The following is a 20,657-nucleotide window of genomic DNA, read 5'->3' as shown; positions in this document are numbered from 1 at the left end:
CCCGGCTGCATGGGTACTGTGAATTTGCGACATCGACCAAGCCATTTGCGACCTCGTCGTAAAGAACACGAAAGGTTGTATGTGCAAGTATCGCCAACAATGTCGGCGTGATATAAGTTTGCGCCGACACAAAAAGAAAGAGCCGCCCAGATAATAAAACAGGTGGGACGGCAGTACTCTTCTAAAACCAAAGGAGCAAATCACGATGCGCGTGATGAAGTGGAGCACAATCGCACTGGCAGTTGCAGCAGCAGCCAGTACTCAGTTGGCTACGGCCGCCCCGTTTGTTAGTGACCAGGCAGAAGCCAAAGGTTTCGTTGAAGATGCAAAACTCACCGAAACGTTGAAGAACTACTACTTCAACCGCGACAACAAGAACGGTGGCGCTGACCAGAAGGACTGGACCCAGGGTTTCCTGACCAATTTCAACTCCGGGTACACCCAAGGTACTGTCGGCGTAGGTATTGACGCTTTCGGCTACCTGGCTCTCAAACTGGACGGCGGTGACGGTACCTCCGGGTCGGGCAACATGAGCCGTAGCGATGTCGTCAATCCGAACAACGGCGCTCGCGACGTCAATGACAGCCAAGGCAAAGCCGGCGCTGCCATTAAATTCCGCATCTCCAAAACCGAACTGAAAGTCGGCGACCAGCAGCCAAGTACTGCTCCTGTGTTCGCAGTTGGCGGCTCCCGTATCATTCCGCAAACTGCCAGCGGCTTCCAGCTGCAGAGCAGCGAAGTCAAAGACCTTGACCTCGAAGCGGGTCACTTCTACTCGGCAACCAGCCAGGACAAAAACGCCCGTAACGGCGGCCTGTATGCGAACTACGCTGGCGTAGAAGCCAATTCGATCGACTATTTCGGCGGCAAGTACGGCATCACCGACAACCTGAGCGCATCGCTCTACGGTGCCAAGCTGGAAGACGTCTGGAACCAGTACTACGCGAACGTGAACCTCACCACCCCATTCGGTGGCGACACTTCGCTGAACACTGACTTCAACATCTACCGCACCACCGATACCGGTGACAAGCTGGCAGGTGACATCAGCAACACTGCCTTCTCCCTGGCAACCGCGCTGTCGTTCCTGAAGGCACACACCTTCACCCTGGCCTTCCAGAAGGTTAACGGCGATACCCCGTTCGACTACGTCGGCGTGGGCAAGAACAACCGTGGCGGCGACTCGATCTTCCTCGCCAACTCCATCCAGTACTCTGACTTCAACGGTCCTGGCGAGAAATCGGTTCAAGCCCGTTACGACCTGAAAATGGCCGAGTACGGCGTACCAGGCCTGAGCTTCATGGTTCGTTACGTCAAAGGTTGGGATATCGACGGTACCGGTCTGGCTGCAAACAGCCAATACCGCACCAGCACTGGCGCACCGCTCTACGGTGAAGATGGCAAACACCACGAAACCAACTTCGAAGCCAAGTACGTTGTTCAGTCTGGCCCAGCGAAAGATCTGTCGTTCCGCATCCGTCAAGCCTGGCACACTGCCAACGCCGACCAGGGTGAAGGCGACGTTAAAGAGTTCCGCCTGATCACCGAATACCCACTGAACATCTTGTAATCGTCAGTGGTTAGTTTGAAAGCATAAAAAAAGGCCCATCTTCGGATGGGCCTTTTTATTGCCTGTCACTTGTAATAAATGCCTGACCATCAAGTCAGGCATTTAATTAGCAACCTATCATTGTGTTGCCGATTCCTGAACCACACGAATCACCCGCTGCGGAAACGGGATATCAATACCGGCAGTCTTTAAACGATCACGCGACTGTTCATTAAACATGAACATCACGTCCCAGTAATCTGCAGTTTTAACCCAGACACGCAGAGAAACAGTGATCGAACTGTCACCCAACGTCGAAATGACCGCTTGTGGTGCAGGATCCTGCAACACGCGCTCATCCTTGGCCAGATCCAGCAGCACCTGACGGGCTTTCTGCAGATCCGCTTCGTAATCCACACCCACATCAAACACCACTTTGCGGGTTGGCTGACGGTTGGTGTTGGTGATGATGCCGTTCGACAGATTGCCGTTCGGGACGATGATGGTCTTGTTGTCACCGGTACGCAGCACGGTGTGGAAAATCTGGATGCTGTCGACAGTACCCGCCACACCTTGCGCTTCGATCCAGTCACCGATACGGAATGGACGGAACAGCAGAATCAGCACGCCGCCGGCGAAGTTCGCCAGACTGCCTTGCAGAGCCAGACCGATCGCCAGACCGGCCGCACCGATCGCGGCCACGAACGAGGTGGTTTCCACGCCAATCATCGAGGCGACGCTGACGATCAGCAGCACCTTGAGGATAATGTTCGCCAGGCTGCTGATAAAGCCTTGCAGCGCCAGGTCGGCATTGCGCAGGGCCAGCAGACCGCCGAGCTTTTGCGTGACCTTGTTGATCAGCCACCAGCCGATCGCCAGGGTAATCACCGCCAGCAGCACGCGGCTGCCGTATTCCATGATCATCGGAATCCACGCCTGGGACGCCTTGACCAGGTTGTCTACCTCAGCATTCAAATCCATCTTCCATCTCCTGATTTCCGGCCATTCGGCACGCGAAAGATAAGCGGCAGAAACCCGCCGGGGTGTACATAAATCAAATGTGGGAGCGAGCCTGCTCGCGAAGGCGGTGTGTCATTGCACAATGAGGTTGACTGACACGCCGCCTTCGCGAGCAGGCTCGCTCCCACAGATCCGCCGATAACGCTTAGTCGCGGAAGTTGTTGAACTGCAGTGGCATGCCGAATTCCTTGGCGCGCAGGGCCGCGATGGCTTCCTGCAGGTCATCGCGCTTCTTGCCGGTCACCCGCACCTGCTCGCCCTGAATGGCGGCCTGTACCTTGAGCTTGGCGTCCTTGATGTGAGCAACGATTTTCTTCGCCAGCTCCTTGTCGATGCCCTCCTTGAGGATCGCGTCCTGCTTCATCAGCTTGCCCGAGGCGTAAGCGTCTTTTACTTCAAGGCACTGCACATCGATCTTGCGCTTGGTCAGGGCCAGCTTCAGGATCTCGATCATCGCTTCCAGCTGGAACCCGGCTTCAGCGGTCAGGTTGACGGTCAGGTCCTTTTCCTTGAACTCGAAGCTGCCTTTGCCTTTCAGGTCATAGCGACGATCGAGTTCCTTCACGGCGTTCTCGACCGCGTTGGTCAGCTCGTGTTTGTCCAGTTCGGATACCACGTCGAACGACGGCATGTAATCTCTCCAATAAAAAGGCGCGCTCGATCAGGAGGGAGCGCGCTTGGCTTGCGGTTAAAATCCGGCTCATTATAACGGGTCTTTTCCCACCGATACGGCGAGCCTTGCATGCCAGTACCTTACCGAGTGAAAAACTGATGTCCACCCCCTGGCACGTTCTCGGGGCCGGCAGCCTCGGCACCCTGTGGGCCACGCGTCTGGCGCGGGCCGGGCTGCCGGTGCGCCTGATCCTGCGTGATGCCGAGCGCTTGCGCAGCTATCAGGCGGCCGGCGGCCTGACGCTGGTCGAACACGGCGCAGCCACTACCTATGCCGTCCCCTCGCAAACGGCGGACGACCCGGAGCCGATCCGCCGCCTGCTGGTCGCTTGCAAGGCCTATGACGCCGAAAGCGCCGTCGCCCGCCTCGCCCCGCGCCTGAGCGCAGATGCCGAGCTGATCCTGCTGCAGAACGGCCTCGGCAGTCAGGACGCGGTCGCAGCGGTGGTTCCGCAGGCACGCTGCATCAGCGCCTCCAGCACCGAAGGTGCGTTCCGCGACGGCGACTGGCGCGTGGTGTTTGCCGGCCACGGTTTCACCTGGTTAGGCGATGCCGGCCATCCGCAAGCACCGATCTGGCTGGACGACCTGCAAGCGGCGAACATCCCCCACGAATGGAGCACCGACATCCTCACCCGGCTGTGGCGCAAACTGGCGCTCAATTGCGCGATCAATCCACTGACCGTGCTCCACGATTGCCGTAACGGCGGGCTGGAGCAGCATCAATGCGAAGTCGCCACGTTGTGCAGCGAGTTGGCCGAGTTGCTGGAGCGTTGCGGTCAACCGGCAGCCGCGGTCAATCTGCAACAGGAAGTCGAACGGGTGATCCACGCCACGGCGGCCAATTACTCGTCGATGTATCAGGACGTGGCGAACCAGCGCCGCACCGAAATCAGCTATCTGCTGGGCCACGCCTGCAAAGTCGCCACCCGTCATCAACTGAACCTGCCGCACCTCAAGCAATTGCAGCAGCGTCTGGTCGGCCATCTGCGCAGCCTTGGATTGCCCAGCGACTGAGCAGCGGCTACGCTGCCCACTTGTTCCTTTGCTGCGATAAACCTGATGCCATTGCGCCAGCGCCTTGAAAACCTGCCGGTCGGCCAGAAACTGCTGGCCGCCCTGCTGGTGTTGTTGACCACCGTCCTGCTGGTCGCCAACCTGACCTTTATCAGCGCCGCCTATTACATCTCCCAGGAAAGCATGGCGCCGCAAGCCCTGCAGACCATCGGCCGGCTGATCTCCAACCCGAGTCTGGTCGCGCAAGCTCTCGAGTCACCCCAAAGCGCCGAACGCCTGCTCAAGGAGCTCGACAGCTATTCGCCGTTGCGCGCGGCGGCGTTGTATGACGGCAAGGGTGACCGACTCGCCCAGGTGCAGCGTGGCGACAAACTCAATCTGCCGGAACGCTATCGGCACATCGAAGCCTGGCAACTCACCGAGTTTCGCAGCAACCAATTGATCACCCTGCCCCGCCCCGGCACCGCACCCGGGCACTTGCTGCTGGTCGCCAGCAGTGAACTGCCGATGGCGTTCTACACTGGCACCCTGACTGCGAGTCTCGGCATCCTGATTTTCAGTGTGCTGCTGTGGCTGGTGATTGCGCGGCAGATCAAACGCCTGATCACGCGGCCGATCCATGAGCTGGAGGAGCTGTCGCGTCAGGTCACCCGCGAAGAGAACTATGCCCTGCGCGCCTCACGCGGCAACCACGATGAAATCGGCAGTCTTGCCGAGGCGTTCAACACCATGCTCTCGCGCATCGAGGCGCGCGAACAGCAGCTCAAGCGCGCCCGCGATGACTCGCAGGCTGCCTACGATCAGGCTCAGGGCCTGGCCGAAGAAACCCGCCACACCAACCGCAAGCTGGAGCTGGAGGTCCAGGTTCGGAGCAAAATCGAGAAGAAGCTCACCGGATTCCAGAACTACCTCAACAGCATCATCGACTCCATGCCCTCGGCGCTGATCGCCCTCGACGAGCAGCTCTACGTGACCCAGTGGAACCAGGAGGCCAGCGCCCTCTCCGGCACGCGCCTGGATGAAGCGCTGAACCAGCCGATCTTCCTCGCCTTCGAACCGCTCAAGCCGTTTCTGCCGCAACTCAAGCAGACCGTGGAAGAGCACACGGTGGCGAAGATCGAGCGGGTGACCTGGTTCAAGGATGACGAGCCCAAACATTACGCCCTGACTTTCTACCCGCTGATGGGCGGCGCCGGGCGCGGTGTGGTGATCCGCATCGACGACATCACCCAGCGCCTGTCGCTGGAAGAAATGATGGTGCAATCGGAAAAAATGCTCTCGGTCGGTGGCCTCGCCGCCGGCATGGCCCATGAGATCAACAACCCGCTCGGCGCGATCCTGCACAACGTGCAGAACATTCGTCGACGGCTGTCGGCGGAGCTGCCGAAGAACCTCGAAACTGCCGAACAGCTCGGCGTCGAACTGGACACGGTCAACCGTTACCTGCAAAGCCGCGAAGTGCCGAAATTGCTCGACGGCATCCAGCAGGCCGGCGCGCGCGCGGCGAAAATCGTCACGCACATGCTCAGTTTCAGCCGCCGCAGCACCCGGCAAATGGCCCCGTGCGATCTGCCCGCGCTGATCGATCAAGCGGTGGAAATTGCCGGCAACGACTTCGATCTGGCAATCGGTTTCGACTTCAAGGGCCAGGCGATCATCCGCCAGTTCGACCCGGCGATCGGCCCGGTGCCGGGCACCGCCAACGAACTGGAGCAAGTGCTGCTCAACCTGCTGAAAAACGCCGCGCAAGCCATTCACCAGCGCGAAGACGACAGCGAGCCGGGGCGGATCATCCTGCGCACCAGGCTCAATCCGCCATGGGCCGAGATTCAGGTCGAGGACAATGGCATCGGCATGAGCGAGAACGTGCGCAAACGCACCTTCGAGCCGTTCTTCACCACCAAGGAAATCGGCCAGGGCACAGGGCTGGGGCTGTCGGTGTCGTACTTCATCATCACCAACAACCACAAAGGCCAAATGGAAGTGCAATCGGCGCCAGGCCAGGGCACCTGCTTTACGTTGCGCCTGCCACTGACCCAACCGGCGGCCATCGCCGCCGAAACCAATCAACTACCGAGGTAACCCATGGGCTTTCGCTTGTCGAAGATCTACACCCGCACCGGCGACACAGGCGAAACCGGCCTGGGCGATGGCCGCCGCGTACCCAAGGATCACCCGCGGATCGAAGCGATTGGCGAAGTCGATACGCTGAACAGTCAGGTCGGTGTGCTGCTGGCCGGGCTGATCGCCGAGCGCGAGGCGTTCCCGGGGCTGAATGAGCTGATCGACGTGCTCGCCCCCTGCCAGCATCGTCTGTTTGACCTCGGCGGTGAGCTGGCGATGCCGCAATATCAGGCGCTGAAAACAGCAGAAATCGAGCGCCTGGAAGCGGCGATTGATGTGTGGAACGAGGAATTGGGGCCGCTGGAGAATTTCATTCTGCCCGGCGGGTCGATGCTGATTGCCCAGGCCCATGTGTGCCGCAGCCTGGCGCGCAGTGCCGAGCGCCGTTGTCAGCACTTGAACGCGATCGAGCCATTGGCCGGGGTTGGCCTGGCGTATATCAATCGGCTGTCGGATCTGTTGTTCGTGGCCGCAAGATTGATTGCGCGGCGGCAGGGGATTGCGGAGATTTTGTGGCAGCCGGCGGCGAAGCCTTCAGATATCTAGCGCCTGTAAGGACGCCTTCGCGAGCAGGCTCGCTCCTACAGTTGATTGGGTCCATCCGCAGTCAAATGTGGGAGCGCGCCTGCTCGCGAAGAGGCCAGCAGCCTTTACAGAGAATCCGGCCAGAATGCGCGAATCCCCGCCACACCCTGAGCCCCTACACCCCAGGCCTTCTCACGTTCCGCCGGGCCAACCCCACCCAACAGAAACACCGGCTTGCTGAAGCCCTCGATCAACGTCGAAGCCTGCTCCCAGCCCAACGGTTGCGCGTCCGGGTGGGTCAAGGTTGGCTGTACCGGCGACAGGGTGACGAAATCCACGCCCATCTGCTCGGCCAGCGCCAGTTCTTCAGCGTTATGGCAGGACGCCGCCAACCAGCGCTCAGCCGGCAACGGCCGCCCCGCTGCGGCGTATTTGCGCAGTTGCGCGGCGGTGATGTGCCAACCGGCAGACGGGAAATCGCCGAGCCATTCGAACGGCCCCTTGATCATCAACTGCGCCTTGCCGGCACACAGACCGGCTGCATCCACCGCCAGATCGCGGTATTTGGGGTCATAGCCGTTCGGCGCACGCAGCTGGATCAGTTTGATCCCGCCGGCAATCGCCTTCTGAATGCCGCGCAGCAAGGCCGGGGCTTCCAGATCTTCCGGCGTGATCAAGTATTCGCCGGGCAGGCGCGCCGCGGCCACGATCGGCTGATTGGCCGCCGGGAACTCGTAGTTCAGCAGATCCTTGGCGGTCACCCAGGCCAGTGGCTGACCTTCGGCACCGTGTGGCTCACCGGTGAACTGCGACACTTCCCAGACATCCAGCAACACCTGCTTGTCCGGATAATCGTGGCGCACCTTGATCAGTGGACGAGCGGCGCCAACGACAATGCCCAGCTCTTCCTGAAGCTCGCGAGCCAGGGCGCTTTCGACGGATTCGTCAGCCTCGACCTTGCCGCCGGGAAATTCCCACAAACCGCCCTGATGCTGGGTGTCGGCACGGCGGGCGATGAGGATTTTGCCGCTGTCGTCACGAATGACGGCAGCCGCGACGTGTACGCGTTTCACGGATTCAACTCCTCCAGTCCAGCCTTTTGCCACGCCTTGAAGGCGGGCCATTGGTAGACGGTTTCAACATAGGCCTGATCAACCGCAGGCAACTGCACCTGGTAAGTCCGCAGGCGCACGGCAATCGGGGCGAAGAACGCATCAACCAGACTCACCCGGCCAAACAGATACGGCCCAGGCTCAGTGGCGGCAGCGCGGCATTCGGCCCACAGCGCGAGCATGCGTTCGATATCGACCTTCACTTCCGGCGGCACCGGGTTGAGCGGTGCGTCGTGGTTCAGATTGAACGGCATGTGATTGCGCATGGCGAAAAAGCCGCTGTGCATCTGCGCGCACGCAGAACGGGCCTGAGCGCGAGCGTAAACATCGCTCGGCCAGAGCTGTTCGGACGGGAACTGCTCGGCCAGGTACTCGGCGATCGCCAGAGAATCAGCCACAGTGCCGCGGGCGGTCTGCAGCAACGGCACTTTGGCGGTCGGCGAATGCTTGAGCAGGCGCTCGCGGGTGTCGGGCTTGCCGAGTTTGATCAGTTCTTCGCTGTAGGGTGCGCCGGTCAGCTCCAGCGCCAGAGCGGCGCGCAAGGACCAGGAAGAAAGCAGTTTGTCGCCGATGATCAGGTGCAGGGACATGGTGTGGCGCCTTTTCGTCAGGAGGATCAGGCTGGAATTCTTGGTGCCTGATTAGTCGCCATCGCGAGCAGGCTCACTCCTACAGGGGATCCGTGTCGTTCACTAATCTACTGTAGGAGTGAGCCCGCTCGCGATGGCGGCGACTCGGTCTCAGATTAAATCAGGTGCGGTACTCGGCGTTGATCTTCACGTATTCATGCGACAGGTCGGTGGTCCAGATGGTTTCGCTGCAGTCGCCGCGACCCAGTTCGATACGGATGGTGATCTCTTCCTGCTGCATCACCGCCGAACCCTGTGCCTCAGTGTAGGTCGCTGCGCGTGCGCCACGGCTGGCGATGCACACGTCGCCGAGGAACACGTCGATCTTGCTCACATCCAGATTCGGCACGCCGGCACGGCCGACAGCGGCCAGAATACGGCCCCAGTTCGGATCGGAAGCAAACAGCGCGGTCTTGATCAGCGGCGAGTGGGCCACGGTGTAACCGACGTCCAGGCATTCCTGATGATTGCCGCCGCCGTTGACCTCAACGGTGACGAACTTGGTCGCGCCTTCGCCGTCACGCACGATGGCCTGGGCCACGTCCATGCACACTTCGAACACCGCTTGTTTCAGCTTGCCGAACAGCTCGCCTTCGGCACGGGTGATTTCCGGCAGTGCGGCCTTGCCGGTGGCAATCAGCATGCAGCAGTCGTTGGTCGAAGTGTCGCCGTCGATGGTGATGCGGTTGAACGACTTGTTCGCGCCGTCGAGCATCAGGTTGTGCAGCACGTCGCGGGAAACTTTGGCATCGGTGGCGATGTAGCCGAGCATGGTCGCCATGTTCGGGCGAATCATGCCGGCGCCTTTGCTGATGCCGGTGACGGTGATGGTCACGCCGTCATGCTCGAACTGGCGGCTGGCCCCCTTGGGCAGGGTGTCGGTGGTCATGATGCCGGTGGCGGCGGCTTCCCAGTTGTTTTCCGACAGATCATCCAGTGCGGCCTGCAGCGCGCCTTCGATCTTCTCGACCGGCAGCGGCTCACCGATCACGCCAGTGGAGTACGGCAGGATCTGGCTGGCATCGACACCGGTCAGCTCGGCCAGTTTCGCCGTGGTGCGCTCGGCAGCCGCCAGACCCGGCTCACCGGTACCGGCGTTGGCGTTACCGGTGTTGGTCAGCAGGTAACGCACGTCGTTGTGCACACGTTTTTTCGCCAGGATTACTGGCGCGGCGCAAAAGGCGTTCAACGTGAACACACCGGCCACGGTCGAACCTTCGGCGCAGCGCATCACTACCACATCCTTGCGCCCGGGGCGCTTGATGCCGGCCGAGGCAATACCGAGTTCAAAACCGGCAACCGGGTGCAACGTTGGCAAAGGACCAAGACCAACAGCCATGAATGCGCTCCTTACTCAATGATGTCAGCACCGCTCACAGGGATGGCGGTGGTGTAAATGGCAAAACGCCGCGACGGCAGGAGCCGGTCGCGGCGCGGGTATTTCAGCGATTGAAACGGGGGTTACTGAATCTGCCCGTGGCAATGCTTGAATTTCTTGCCCGAACCGCAGTAGCACAGTTCGTTGCGACCCAGCTTCTGCTCGTTGCGAACCGGCGCGGTGGCGAGGGCTACATCGACCTCTTCACCCAACACTTCCGGTTGCTCCAGACCAGGGGCCTCGGCGTGCTCGAACTGCATGCGGGCGGCCAGTGCTTCGGCCTCCTGACGCAGGCGTTGCTCTTCGGCTTCCGGATCTTCGCGGCGCACCTGAACGTGCGACAGCACACGGATCGAATCGCGCTTGATCGAATCCAGCAGCTCGGAGAACAGCGTGAACGACTCGCGCTTGTATTCCTGCTTCGGGTTCTTCTGAGCGTAGCCACGCAGGTGGATGCCGTGACGCAGGTGATCCATGGTCGACAGGTGGTCTTTCCACAGGTCGTCGAGGACGCGCAGGACGATCTGCTTCTCGAACGAGCGCAGTGCTTCGGCACCGGCCTGATCTTCTTTCTCGTTGTACGCCGCCATCAGCTCGACCATCAGCTTCTCGCGCAGCGTCTCTTCGTACAGGTGATCGTCTTCGTCGAGCCACTGCTGGATCGGCAGTTTCACCCCGAAGTCGCTGGCCAGCGAAGCTTCCAGACCGGCCACGTCCCACTGCTCTGGCAGCGATTGCGGCGGAATGTGTGCGCTGACGGTGGCGTTGAGCACGTCCTGACGGAAGTCGGCGATGGTTTCGCCGATGTTGTCGGCGGCCAGCAACGTGTTACGCATGTGATAGATCACTTTACGCTGTTCGTTGTTGACGTCGTCGAACTCGAGCAGTTGTTTACGGATGTCGAAGTTGCGACCTTCAACCTTGCGCTGTGCCTTCTCGATCGCGTTGGTCACCATGCGGTGCTCGATCGCTTCACCCGGCTGCATGCCCAGGGCTTTCATGAAGTTCTTCACCCGGTCAGAGGCGAAGATACGCATCAGGCTGTCTTCCAGCGACAGGTAGAAGCGGCTGGAACCGGCATCACCCTGACGACCGGCACGGCCACGCAGCTGGTTGTCGATACGACGCGATTCGTGACGCTCGGAGGCGATCACCTGCAGACCGCCGGATTCCAGCACTTGCTGGTGACGTTTCTGCCAGTCGGCCTTGATCTGGGCGATCTGCTCGGGGCTCGGGTTTTCCAGCGCCGCGACTTCCACTTCCCAGTTACCGCCCAACAGAATGTCGGTACCACGACCGGCCATGTTGGTGGCAATGGTCAAGGCGCCCGGACGACCGGCTTGGGCGATGATCTCGGCTTCTTTTTCGTGGAACTTGGCGTTCAGAACCTTGTGTTCGATACCTTCCTTGTTGAGCAGGCTGGACACGTGCTCGGAAGTTTCGATGGTCGCGGTACCCACCAGGATCGGACGGCCCTGGGCCATGCCTTCCTTGATGTCGTTGATGATCGCCGCGTATTTCTCTTCGGCGGTCAGGAACACCAGGTCGTTGAAATCTTTACGCGCCAACGGCTTGTTCGGCGGAATCACCATGACCTGCAGGCCATAGATCTGGTGGAATTCGAACGCTTCGGTGTCGGCGGTACCGGTCATGCCGGACAGCTTGGTGTACAGACGGAAGTAGTTCTGGAACGTGGTCGAAGCCAGGGTCTGGCTCTCGGCCTGGATGTTCAGACCTTCCTTGGCTTCGATGGCCTGGTGCAGGCCTTCGGACAGACGACGACCCGGCATGGTACGACCGGTGTGTTCGTCGACCAGTACGACCTGACCGTCCTGCACGATGTATTCGACGTTGCGGTGGAACAGCTTGTGCGCACGCAGACCCGAATAGACGTGGGTCAGCAGGCCCAGGTTATGCGCCGAGTACAGGCTCTCGCCTTCGGCCAGCAGACCGACGCCGGTGAGCATTTCTTCGATGTACTGGTGACCGGCTTCGTTGAGTTCGACCTGGCGGGTCTTCTCGTCGACGGTGTAGTGACCGGCCTTGGTGACCTGGCCTTCGACTTCTTCAACGTGCAGTTCCAGCTGCGGGATCAGTTTGTTGATCTCCATGTACAGCTTGGAACTGTCCTCGGCCTGACCGGAAATGATCAGCGGGGTACGGGCTTCGTCGATGAGGATGGAGTCGACTTCGTCGATCACGGCAAAATTGAGTTCGCGCTGGAATTTCTCTTCCATGCTGAACGCCATGTTGTCGCGCAGGTAGTCGAAACCGAATTCGTTGTTGGTGCCGTAGGTGATGTCGGCGGCGTAGGCGGCGCGCTTCTCTTCCGGCGGCTGGAACGGCGTCACGACGCCGACGGTCAGGCCGAGGAATTCATACAGCGGGCGCATCCAGTTGGCGTCACGGCGGGCCAGGTAGTCGTTCACGGTTACAACGTGCACGCCCTTGCCGGACAGCGCGTTGAGGTAAACGCCCAGGGTCGCTACGAGGGTTTTACCCTCACCGGTACGCATTTCGGCAATCATGCCTTCATGCAAGGTCATGCCGCCGATCAACTGGACGTCGAAGTGGCGCATGCCCATGACGCGCTTGCCGGCTTCACGGGCGACCGCGAAGGCTTCAGGCAACAGCTTGTCGAGGGATTCCCCTTTGGCGATACGGGCCTTGAACTCGTTGGTCTTGGCACGCAATTGATCGTCCGAAAGGGCCACCATTTGCTCTTCGAAGGCATTGACGAGCTGCACCGTCTTGAGCATGCGTTTGACTTCACGCTCGTTCTTGCTTCCAAAAAGTTTCTTTAACAAAGGCGCAAACATATCGGCAGGATCTTCCACACTAAAGGGATGGAGGGCGGCCCCGTGAGTCGCCCGTGCAGCCCTCATGGCCGCATGCGAACGAGCATTCTACCCGGAAACGGTGGTGAGGAAAGTGGCGATATTCCACGATGCTGGCACTGCGCTTTGACGGGGCTCACTTAAAATAAGGGCGTTTTGCTCAACTTCAACCCATCAAGGCAAGAAGTTAGTTGTTGATTTAATGGGTAAAGCAGGGACAAAAGCAATGGGCGAGTGGTTCCGTTGCTTTCTGCTAACATGGCGTTTCTGTTACTTCAGGTGTTCGATCATGGCATTTCGCCCTCTTACAGCCAGAGCGCCCGCCGTTCTGCTACGCGAAGCCAAGCCGCTCAAAGCCATTCTCGGTCATGCCCAACGCCTCGCCCATCTGCAACGCCTGCTCGAAAGCCAGCTGCAACCCGCCGCCCGCGCACATTGTCATGTCGCCAAGTGGCGTGAAGGCGAACTGTCGCTGGTGGTCACCGACGGCCATTGGGCCACGCGCCTGCGCTACCAGCAAAAGCGCCTGCAACGGCAACTGCAGCTGTTCGAAGAGTTCGCCAACCTGACGCGAATCAAATTCAGTGTGCGACCACCGATCGTCCAGCCTGGGGCTGTCGGGCACACGATGGATCTGTCGAGTGATGCGGCGGCGACCATTCAGTCCACGGCCGACGGGATCAGTGATCCAGGCCTGCGCGCGGCGCTTGAGCGTCTGGCGGCGCACGCCAAAGACAAGGCCTGAAGCAAGAGCAAAAGATCGCAGCCTGCGGCAGCTCCTACAGGGGAACGCATTCCAAGGTAGGCGCTGCCGCAGGCTGCGATCTTTGCTTTTAGCGGCGTTTGCTGCCGCCGAGCAACGAACCCATCAGCCCGCGCACCAGTTGCTTGCCCAGATTGTTCGCCGCCTGGCGCATCGCCGATTTCAAGGCCTGCCCCGCCGCCGTGCCCAGAAACTCTCCGGCACGATCAGCCAGGCTCGGCTCTTCGGCTGCCGGCTTACCCGCTGGCGCATCCGCCTCCGGCGCCAGATCCTTGCGGCCCATCAGGATTTCATACGCCGACTCACGATCGATCGGTTTGTCATATCGGCCCTTGAACGGCGACCCGGCGATCAGCATCGTGCGTTCGGTTTCGCTCAACGGCCCGATCCGCGACTGCGGTGGCGCCACCAGCACACGCTGAACCATCTCCGGCGTGCCTTTTTCCTGCAGCGTCCCGACCAACGCTTCGCCGATGCCCAACTCGGTCAGCACCGACAAGGTGTCGAATGCCGGATTCGGCCGGAAGCCATCGGCTACCGCCCGCAGGGATTTCTGTTCCTTGGCGGTGAACGCACGCAAGCCATGCTGAATCCGCAGGCCAAGTTGCGCCAGCACGTCATCCGGCAGGTCGCCCGGCGACTGGGTGACGAAATACACACCCACGCCTTTCGAGCGAATCAGCCGCACCACCTGCTCCAGACGCTCCTGCAACGCCTTGGGCGTATCGCCGAACAACAAATGCGCTTCATCGAAGAATAGCGCCAGCAGCGGTTTGTCGGCATCGCCGCGCTCCGGCAACTGCTCGAACAGCTCGGCCAGCAGCCACAGCAGGAACGTCGCGTAGACCTTCGGCGCCTCGTGTACCAGACGACTGGCATCAAGCAAATGAATCCGTCCACGGCCATCGGCGGCCGGTTGCAGAATGTCTTCGAGTTGCAGCGCCGGTTCGCCGAACAAGGCTTCAGCGCCCTGCTGCTCCAGGGTCGCCAGCCGGCGCAAGAGTGCCTGGCTGGACCCGGTGGTCATCAGCGCCGCGTCTTCGCCCAGCAACTGGGGGTTGTCCTTGAGGTGATTGAGCAGCGCCTTGAGGTCTTTCAGATCCAGCAGCAACAGGCCCTCGCGGTCTGCCACTTTAAACGCCGCGTACAGCGCCGACTGCTGGCTGTCGGTCAGTTCCAGCAGGCTGCCGATCAGCAGCGGGCCCATTTCACTCAACGTAGTACGCAACGGATGACCGGATTCGCCGTGAATGTCCCACAGCGTCACCGGATAGGCCTGCGGCTTGTGGTCGAGCCAGGGCATCCCGGCGATGCGCTCGGCGACCTTGCCCTGCGGATTGCCGGCGGCACCGAGGCCGCACAGGTCGCCCTTGATGTCGGCGGCGAACACCGCGACCCCGGCGTCACTGAATGCTTCGGCAAGGCGTTGCAAAGTCACGGTCTTGCCGGTCCCGGTCGCACCGGCGATCAGCCCGTGGCGGTTGGTCAGGCGCATGGCCTGAGCAATCGGTTGCCCCGCCTGATCGGCGCCGATAACGAGTTGCGATGTGTCAGGCATTTTGTCACCTATGGTTAATCTTTAATCCGCTGTGGCCGATAGATAAAGGCGAGAACCCGACTGAAAAGTCGGTCAGAGATTTCCCTAAGGAGAGTCGGAAATATCAGTTTGTTTCACCCTTGCCCATTTTGCGCGTCTTTATAAAAGCACGCCCAGGACATTAAGACCTTAGCGGAACCCCAAGCCATGAACAAAAACCTGCGCTTCAGCCATAAAATTTTGCTTGCCGCCGCCCTCATCGTCATCGCCGCTTTCGCCTCGTTCACGCTGTACAACGACTGGCTGCAACGCAACGCGATCCGCGATGACCTGAACAACTATCTCAACGAGATGGGCGAAGTCACCGCCGACAACATCCAGACCTGGCTCAACGGGCGCATTCTGCTGGTCGAGAACGCCGCGCAGAACATCGCCATCAACCCGGAACCGGCCAACGTCGCCAGCCTGCTGGAACAGAAGTCCCTGACCTCGACGTTCATGGCCACTTACCTGGGCGATGCCACCGGTCACTTCACCATCCGCCCGGACGTGAAGATGCCGGACGGCTTCGATCCACGGGTACGCCCTTGGTACAAAGGTGCGGAAAGCAGCAGCGCGTCGACCCTGACCGAACCGTACATCGACGCCGCCACCGGGCAGTTGATCATCTCCATCGCCACCGCCTCGAAAAAGGCCGGCCAGAGCGTCGGCGTGGTGGGCGGCGACCTGAGCCTGCAAACCCTGGTCGACACCCTCACCGCCCGGGACTTCTCCGGCATGGGCTACGCGTTCCTGGTCAGCGCCGACGGCAAGATCCTCGTGCACCCGGACAAGGCACTGGTGATGAAGTCGCTGAAAGAAGCCTATCCGCAGGACACTCCGCGCATCAGCAGCGACTTCAGTGAAATCACGGTCGATGGCAAGACGCGCATCGTCAGCTTCGCGCCGATCAAAGGCCTGCCGTCGGTCAACTGGTACATCGGGCTGTCGGTGGACAAGGACAAAGCCTTCTCGATGCTCAGTGAATTCCGCACCTCGGCGGTGATTGCCACGGTGATTGCGGTGGTGATCATCATTGCCTTGCTGGGGATGCTGATTCGCCTGCTGATTCAGCCACTGCACGTCATGACCCGCGCCATGGAAGACATCGCCGATGGCGAAGGCGACCTGACCAAGCGCCTGACCATCGTCAATAATGACGAATTCGGCGTACTGGGTACCGCTTTCAACCGTTTCGTCGAGCGTATTCACGGTTCGATCCGTGAAGTGTCGTCGGCCACCGGGCAGGTCAACGAGGTCGCGCTGCGCGTGGTCGCTGCGTCCAACTCGTCGATGTACAACTCCGACCAGCAAGCCTCGCGCACCAGCAGCGTCGCCGCCGCGATCAATCAACTGGGCGCCGCTGCCCAGGAAATCGCCCGCAACGCCGCGCAAGCCTCGAACCAGGCCAGTGACGCCCGCGGCCTCGCCGAAGACGGCCAGCAAGTGGTGGATCGCAGCATCAAGGCGATGAATCAACTGTCGAGCATGCTCAGCGCCTCCAGCAGCAACATCGAGTCGCTGAACAGCAAAACCGTGAATATCGGGCAGATCCTGGAAGTGATCACCAGCATCTCCCAGCAGACCAACCTGCTGGCGCTCAACGCCGCCATCGAAGCAGCGCGTGCCGGTGAGGCCGGACGTGGTTTTGCCGTGGTCGCCGACGAAGTCCGCAACCTGGCGCACCGCACTCAGGAATCGGCGCAGCAGGTGCAGACCATGATCGAGGAGCTGCAAGTCGGCGCCCGTGAATCGGTGAGCACCATGAGCGACAGCCAGCGCCACAGCCAGGACAGCGTGGAAATCGCCAACCTCGCGGGCGAACGTCTCAACAGCGTGACCCAGCGTATCGGCGAAATCGACGGGATGAACCAGTCGGTAGCGACCGCAACCGAGGAACAGACGGCGGTGGTCGAGTCGATCAACGTCGACATCACCGAAATCAACACCCTGAACCAGGAAGGCGTCGAGAACCTGCAGGCGACCTTGCGCGCCTGTTCGGATCTGGAGCAGCAGGCTTCGCGCCTGAAGCAGCTGGTCGGCAGTTTCCGCATCTAAAATCAAAAGATCGCAGCCTGCGGCAGCTCCTACAGGGTGAACAGAAATCCCTTGTAGGAGCTGCCGCAGGCTGCGATCTTTTTGCCCTTGAGACTCACCGCCAATTCCCGACCGAACATCTATTCTGGATAAAGGTCAACCAAGGGAGTGCAACGCAGCGGAGGGTTGATCACTGTGCATATCGCCGACATCACCATGTTCTACGCCCCGGCCAGCGGTGGCGTACGCACCTATCTGGACGCCAAGCATCGTCGGCTGGGCGTCAAACCGGGCATTCGCCACAGCCTGCTGATCCCCGGCGCGCACTTGAGTGAACACGATGGCGTCTACACGGTGCCCGCACCTGCCCTGCCCTTCGGCAAGGGTTACCGCTTCCCCGTGCGTCTCGCCCCTTGGCGCAACGTCCTGCAAGATTTACAGCCCGATCTGATCGAAGTCGGCGATCCGTACCTGACTGCCTGGGCGGCGCTGGATGCACGGCGGCAACTGGATGTGCCGGTGATCGGCTTTTATCACTCGGATCTGCCGTTGCTGGCGAGCAACCGCATGGGCCATTGGGTCACGCCGAATGTCGAGGCGTACGTCAGCAAACTGTATGGCAACTTCGACCGCGTGCTGGCGCCGAGTCAGGTGATGGCCGACAAGCTCCGGGGTCTGGGGGTGCGCAACGTCTTCGTGCAGCCATTGGGCGTGGATCTGCAGACCTTCCATCCTGACGCCCGCGACAACGGTTTGCGCGCCGAACTGGGAATTGCCGAAGATACCCGCCTGCTGATCTTTGCCGGGCGCGGCTCCAAAGAGAAGAACCTGCCGGTGTTGCTCAAATGCATGCAACGTCTCGGCTCGCGTTATCACCTGCTGCTGGTCGGCTCATCGATGCCCGCTGTGGTCCCGGACAATGTCAGCGTGATCGACGGGTTCTGTCCCGCCGCCACCGTGGCAAGGTTGATGGCCAGCGCCGACGCTCTGCTGCATGCCGGCGATCAGGAAACCTTCGGTCTGGTGATCCTCGAAGCCATGGCCTGCGCGATTCCGGTGGTCGCCGTGGCGGCCGGGGCGTTTGAAGAGATCGTCGCCGAAGACTGCGGCTTGCTCTGTGCACCGAACAACCCGCAAGCCATGGCCAATGCCGTTCGCGAACTGTTCAGTCGCGGGTGCGTGAAACTCGGCCAACAAGCACGGCAACACGTCGAACGGCGTTATTCCTGGGACAGCGTGGTCGACAGCCTGCTCGGTCACTATCACGCGGTTCTCGGCCATTCGCTGCCTCGGGTGGCCAATGGCTGATCCTTTGAACCGCCGCGCCGTGTTGCTGGTGCTGCACGATGTGGCACCGTCGACGTGGGCGGATTATCAGCCATTTGTCGAAGCCGTCGATGCGCTGGGCGGTGTGCCAATGACCTGGCTGGTGGTGCCGGATTTCCATGGGCACGATGCGCTTGAGGCGCATCCGGCATTCTGTCGCATGCTCGGCGAGCGAGTAGCCCATGGCGATGAACTGGCCTTGCACGGTTTTTTCCATGACGACCGCGAGCCGGCACCGACCACGCCGCGCGACTGGTTCATGCGCCGGATCTACACCCACGAAGGCGAGTTCTATCACCTGTCCCGCGAAGCCGCCCTGGCGCGACTGCGTGCCGGTATCGAGCGGTTCCAGTGCCATGACTGGCCGCTGCACGGATTCGTCGCCCCCGCCTGGCTGATGAGCGACGGTACGCGCCAGGCATTGCGCGAGTTGCCGTTGCGCTACACCAGCGATCCACAGCATCTTTATCAATTGCCGGATTTCACCGCCATCGACGCCCCGGGCCTGGTCTGGAGTGCGCGCAGTGCCTGGCGCCGGGGTCTGTCAAAACTTGTCAGCGAACAACGCCAACAGCAGTGGCGCGACGCGCCGGTGATTCGTCTAGGCTTGCACCCGGTAGACATGCGCCACGCCTTCGCGCGTGATTACTGGCTACGAACCCTTGAACGGCTGCTGGCAGAAGGACGCACGCCCATGACCAAAATCGACTGGCTCACCGAGCACCGCGGGCGAATGGAGCGCGCTGCATGAGTCGCGGCATTGTGTTGTTGATCGGCCTGCTCGCTGCTGTACTGATCCCGGTGTTGCTCGGCGGCGGCGAGATCGGTGCGCGCCTGCAAAACTTTCCTCTGCAATGGCTGCTGATCATGTTCGGCATGATTTTGCTCTGCTGGGGCATCAACACCCTGCGCTTGCGCCTGCTGCTGGGCGATCAGCGCGATCGGGTCACACCGCTGAAAAGTCTCGGCGTGGTGATGGCCGCGGAGTTTGCCTACTGCGCCACGCCCGGCGGCAGCGGCGGGCCGCTGACGATCATGGCGTTGCTGGCGCGCAGCGGCGTGCGCCCGGCCCGTGGCAGTGCGGTGTTTGCCATGGATCAGTTGAGCGATCTGCTGTTCTTTCTCTGTGCCTTGAGCGGCATCCTGATTTACGCCTTGTTTCAGCACCTCAGTGACCGCCTCGAATGGTTACTGATAGTCAGTGCAGTGTCGCTGTCCGGTGGCCTGTTCAGTTGCGTGCTGCTGGCCCGCTACCACCGCCGCCTGATCCGCCTGAGCGGACGTCTGCTGGCCGCCCTCAACGTGCAGCCCGCCACTCGCCGGCGCTGGGCGCGCAAGCTGCTGCATTTTCTCGCCGCGTTCATCGATACGCTCAAATTGCCGTGGCAGACCTTGAGCAAAGTCTTCGCCCTGACCTGCGTGCACTGGCTGCTGCGCTACAGTGTGCTGTACCTGGCCTTGCGCGGACTCGGCGCGGACCTGCAATGGGCCTGGAGTTTTCTGGTGCAGATGCTGTCATTGGGCGCCGGTCAATTGAGCCTGTTGCCCGGTGGCGCGGGCGCCGCAGAACTCACGTCAGCGGCGCTGCTGGCGCCGATGGTCGGCAAATCCACCGCAGCGGCAGCAATTCTGATCTGGCGGGTGGTGACGTTCTATTTCTATCTAGTGGTGGGCGGGCCGGTGTTTCTGTTGATGCTCGGGCGGCCATTGCTCAAGAAGCTGCTGAAGATTCGACAAGCCTGAAAAGATCGCAGCCTGCGGCAGCTCCTACATTGAAATGCGATCCCTGTAGGAGCTGCCGCAGGCTCGGGCCGCGATCGGACGATCTTTTCAGGCTGGCTCACTCTCTTCATCCGGTTCGGGCTTCACCTGTTCCCATAGCTCCGCGGCACCGGGAAACTCGGTGCCGTCTTCCGGACTCAGGTCATCCGGGTCGTAGCGGCTCAGACAGCCCTCACCCAGGGTGGCAGGCGCTTTCGAAGTGGCTTTGTCCAGTGGATCGCTCACGGGCAGTTCCTCAAGGGCTGAAACAAAAAAAGGGCCTGGGGCGATTGAACGCCCAGGCCCTTCTTTATTCAAGTACGCGCAGGTT

Annotated in this window: 17 protein-coding genes and 1 pseudogene; 10 read left to right on the top strand and 8 right to left on the bottom strand. The window is 60.9% G+C overall.

The features are described 5' to 3' along the window. The first annotated feature begins 205 nt into the window (after positions 1–205). Positions 206–1,570 carry an OprD family porin gene (locus BW33_RS13580; protein ID WP_047599510.1) on the top strand — a complete coding sequence of 455 codons (1,365 nt, stop codon included), beginning with the start codon at positions 206–208 and terminating at the stop codon, positions 1,568–1,570. A gap of 117 nt (positions 1,571–1,687) precedes the next feature. Here the strand turns inward: BW33_RS13580 and BW33_RS13575 are convergent, their stop codons facing one another. Together BW33_RS13575 and BW33_RS13570 are read right to left on the bottom strand one after the other, a co-directional pair. Continuing rightward, on the bottom strand, positions 1,688–2,530 hold the full coding sequence (locus tag BW33_RS13575; RefSeq protein ID WP_007912753.1) for a mechanosensitive ion channel family protein: 843 nt from the start codon (positions 2,528–2,530) through the stop codon (positions 1,688–1,690). Between the two features lie 184 nt (positions 2,531–2,714). Beyond that, the gene (locus BW33_RS13570) at positions 2,715–3,200 is read right to left on the bottom strand and encodes a YajQ family cyclic di-GMP-binding protein (RefSeq protein WP_003227548.1); all 486 of its coding nucleotides are present in this window, start codon (positions 3,198–3,200) and stop codon (positions 2,715–2,717) included. A gap of 140 nt (positions 3,201–3,340) precedes the next feature. On the opposite strand from BW33_RS13570, the gene BW33_RS13565 reads away from it, so the two are divergent. From BW33_RS13565 to BW33_RS13555, 3 genes are read left to right on the top strand one after another with little or no spacing between them, the layout of a single operon-like run. Next, positions 3,341–4,258 (top strand): putative 2-dehydropantoate 2-reductase, encoded by a 918-nt coding sequence (locus tag BW33_RS13565; protein ID WP_047599505.1) that lies wholly within the window; start codon positions 3,341–3,343, stop codon positions 4,256–4,258. A 45-nt stretch (positions 4,259–4,303) separates the two neighbouring features. Beyond that, positions 4,304–6,340: a sensor histidine kinase gene (locus BW33_RS13560; protein WP_047599502.1), complete on the top strand. Its 2,037-nt coding sequence runs from the start codon at positions 4,304–4,306 to the stop codon at positions 6,338–6,340. A gap of 3 nt (positions 6,341–6,343) precedes the next feature. Further along, complete coding sequence (locus tag BW33_RS13555; RefSeq protein ID WP_047599499.1) at positions 6,344–6,928, top strand: cob(I)yrinic acid a,c-diamide adenosyltransferase; 585 nt, start codon at positions 6,344–6,346, stop codon at positions 6,926–6,928. 104 nt (positions 6,929–7,032) lie between these two features. Here BW33_RS13555 and BW33_RS13550 read toward each other — a convergent pair whose 3' ends face one another. The 4 genes from BW33_RS13550 to secA form a co-directional block, all read right to left on the bottom strand. Further along, entirely contained in the window at positions 7,033–7,980 is a 948-nt protein-coding gene (locus BW33_RS13550; protein WP_047599497.1) for a Nudix family hydrolase, read from the bottom strand. Beyond that, a complete protein-coding gene (locus tag BW33_RS13545; RefSeq protein WP_047599495.1) occupies positions 7,977–8,609 on the bottom strand; it encodes a glutathione S-transferase family protein in 633 nt (210 codons plus the stop codon). Before BW33_RS13545 ends, BW33_RS13550 begins: the two co-directional genes overlap by 4 nt. 160 nt (positions 8,610–8,769) lie before the next feature. Then, positions 8,770–9,987, bottom strand: a complete 1,218-nt coding sequence (argJ, locus tag BW33_RS13540) for a bifunctional glutamate N-acetyltransferase/amino-acid acetyltransferase ArgJ (protein ID WP_047599493.1) — start codon at positions 9,985–9,987, stop codon at positions 8,770–8,772. Positions 9,988–10,109: 122 nt separating this feature from the next. Next, on the bottom strand, positions 10,110–12,845 hold the full coding sequence (secA, locus tag BW33_RS13535) for a preprotein translocase subunit SecA (protein WP_047599490.1): 2,736 nt from the start codon (positions 12,843–12,845) through the stop codon (positions 10,110–10,112). A 307-nt stretch (positions 12,846–13,152) separates the two neighbouring features. Between secA and BW33_RS13530 the strand changes: the two genes are divergently transcribed. Then, positions 13,153–13,608: a DUF721 domain-containing protein gene (locus BW33_RS13530; RefSeq protein ID WP_045122019.1), complete on the top strand. Its 456-nt coding sequence runs from the start codon at positions 13,153–13,155 to the stop codon at positions 13,606–13,608. A gap of 88 nt (positions 13,609–13,696) precedes the next feature. On the opposite strand, the gene BW33_RS13525 is transcribed toward BW33_RS13530, so the two are convergent. After that, positions 13,697–15,184, bottom strand: a complete 1,488-nt coding sequence (locus BW33_RS13525; RefSeq protein ID WP_047599486.1) for a helicase HerA-like domain-containing protein — start codon at positions 15,182–15,184, stop codon at positions 13,697–13,699. 186 nt (positions 15,185–15,370) lie between these two features. On the opposite strand from BW33_RS13525, the pseudogene BW33_RS30455 reads away from it, so the two are divergent. From BW33_RS30455 to BW33_RS13505, 5 genes and pseudogenes are all read left to right on the top strand, one after another. Then, a pseudogene (locus BW33_RS30455) lies at positions 15,371–16,402 on the top strand (HAMP domain-containing protein); the annotation flags it as partial. 93 nt (positions 16,403–16,495) lie between these two features. Next, on the top strand, positions 16,496–17,260 hold the full coding sequence (locus BW33_RS30450; RefSeq protein WP_371043227.1) for a methyl-accepting chemotaxis protein: 765 nt from the start codon (positions 16,496–16,498) through the stop codon (positions 17,258–17,260). Positions 17,261–17,455: 195 nt separating this feature from the next. Further along, positions 17,456–18,547, top strand: a complete 1,092-nt coding sequence (locus tag BW33_RS13515) for a glycosyltransferase family 4 protein (protein ID WP_177327488.1) — start codon at positions 17,456–17,458, stop codon at positions 18,545–18,547. After that, positions 18,540–19,316, top strand: coding sequence for a DUF2334 domain-containing protein (locus tag BW33_RS13510; protein ID WP_047599483.1), 777 nt, complete (start codon positions 18,540–18,542; stop codon positions 19,314–19,316). The genes BW33_RS13515 and BW33_RS13510 overlap by 8 nt, the downstream gene beginning before the upstream one ends. Continuing rightward, positions 19,313–20,308: a lysylphosphatidylglycerol synthase transmembrane domain-containing protein gene (locus tag BW33_RS13505; protein WP_047599482.1), complete on the top strand. Its 996-nt coding sequence runs from the start codon at positions 19,313–19,315 to the stop codon at positions 20,306–20,308. The genes BW33_RS13510 and BW33_RS13505 overlap by 4 nt, the downstream gene beginning before the upstream one ends. An 87-nt stretch (positions 20,309–20,395) precedes the next feature. Here the strand turns inward: BW33_RS13505 and BW33_RS29995 are convergent, their stop codons facing one another. Then, complete coding sequence (locus BW33_RS29995) at positions 20,396–20,572, bottom strand: hypothetical protein (protein ID WP_177327484.1); 177 nt, start codon at positions 20,570–20,572, stop codon at positions 20,396–20,398. Positions 20,573–20,657 lie beyond the last annotated feature (85 nt).

This window comes from Pseudomonas sp. RIT288 (genome assembly GCF_000631985.1).
Taxonomy (GTDB): Bacteria; Pseudomonadota; Gammaproteobacteria; order Pseudomonadales; family Pseudomonadaceae; genus Aquipseudomonas.
Note: the sequence above shows the minus strand (reverse complement) of the source record. Positions and strands in the feature narration are given on the sequence as shown.

Excerpts from the sequence above, each read along its gene's own strand:
- secA (WP_047599490.1), bottom strand. The coding sequence starts at position 12,845 with ATGTTTGCGCCTTTGTTAAAGAAACTTTTTGGAAGCAAGAACGAGCGT.
- BW33_RS30450 (WP_371043227.1), top strand. The coding sequence starts at position 16,496 with ATGTACAACTCCGACCAGCAAGCCTCGCGCACCAGCAGCGTCGCCGCC.
- BW33_RS13510 (WP_047599483.1), top strand. The coding sequence starts at position 18,540 with ATGGCTGATCCTTTGAACCGCCGCGCCGTGTTGCTGGTGCTGCACGAT.
- BW33_RS13575 (WP_007912753.1), bottom strand. The coding sequence starts at position 2,530 with ATGGATTTGAATGCTGAGGTAGACAACCTGGTCAAGGCGTCCCAGGCG.
- BW33_RS13560 (WP_047599502.1), top strand. The coding sequence starts at position 4,304 with ATGCCATTGCGCCAGCGCCTTGAAAACCTGCCGGTCGGCCAGAAACTG.
- BW33_RS13515 (WP_177327488.1), top strand. The coding sequence starts at position 17,456 with ATGTTCTACGCCCCGGCCAGCGGTGGCGTACGCACCTATCTGGACGCC.
- BW33_RS13545 (WP_047599495.1), bottom strand. The coding sequence starts at position 8,609 with ATGTCCCTGCACCTGATCATCGGCGACAAACTGCTTTCTTCCTGGTCC.
- BW33_RS13565 (WP_047599505.1), top strand. The coding sequence starts at position 3,341 with ATGTCCACCCCCTGGCACGTTCTCGGGGCCGGCAGCCTCGGCACCCTG.
- BW33_RS13505 (WP_047599482.1), top strand. The coding sequence starts at position 19,313 with ATGAGTCGCGGCATTGTGTTGTTGATCGGCCTGCTCGCTGCTGTACTG.
- BW33_RS13570 (WP_003227548.1), bottom strand. The coding sequence starts at position 3,200 with ATGCCGTCGTTCGACGTGGTATCCGAACTGGACAAACACGAGCTGACC.
- BW33_RS13580 (WP_047599510.1), top strand. The coding sequence starts at position 206 with ATGCGCGTGATGAAGTGGAGCACAATCGCACTGGCAGTTGCAGCAGCA.
- BW33_RS13555 (WP_047599499.1), top strand. The coding sequence starts at position 6,344 with ATGGGCTTTCGCTTGTCGAAGATCTACACCCGCACCGGCGACACAGGC.
- BW33_RS13525 (WP_047599486.1), bottom strand. The coding sequence starts at position 15,184 with ATGCCTGACACATCGCAACTCGTTATCGGCGCCGATCAGGCGGGGCAA.
- argJ (WP_047599493.1), bottom strand. The coding sequence starts at position 9,987 with ATGGCTGTTGGTCTTGGTCCTTTGCCAACGTTGCACCCGGTTGCCGGT.
- BW33_RS13530 (WP_045122019.1), top strand. The coding sequence starts at position 13,153 with ATGGCATTTCGCCCTCTTACAGCCAGAGCGCCCGCCGTTCTGCTACGC.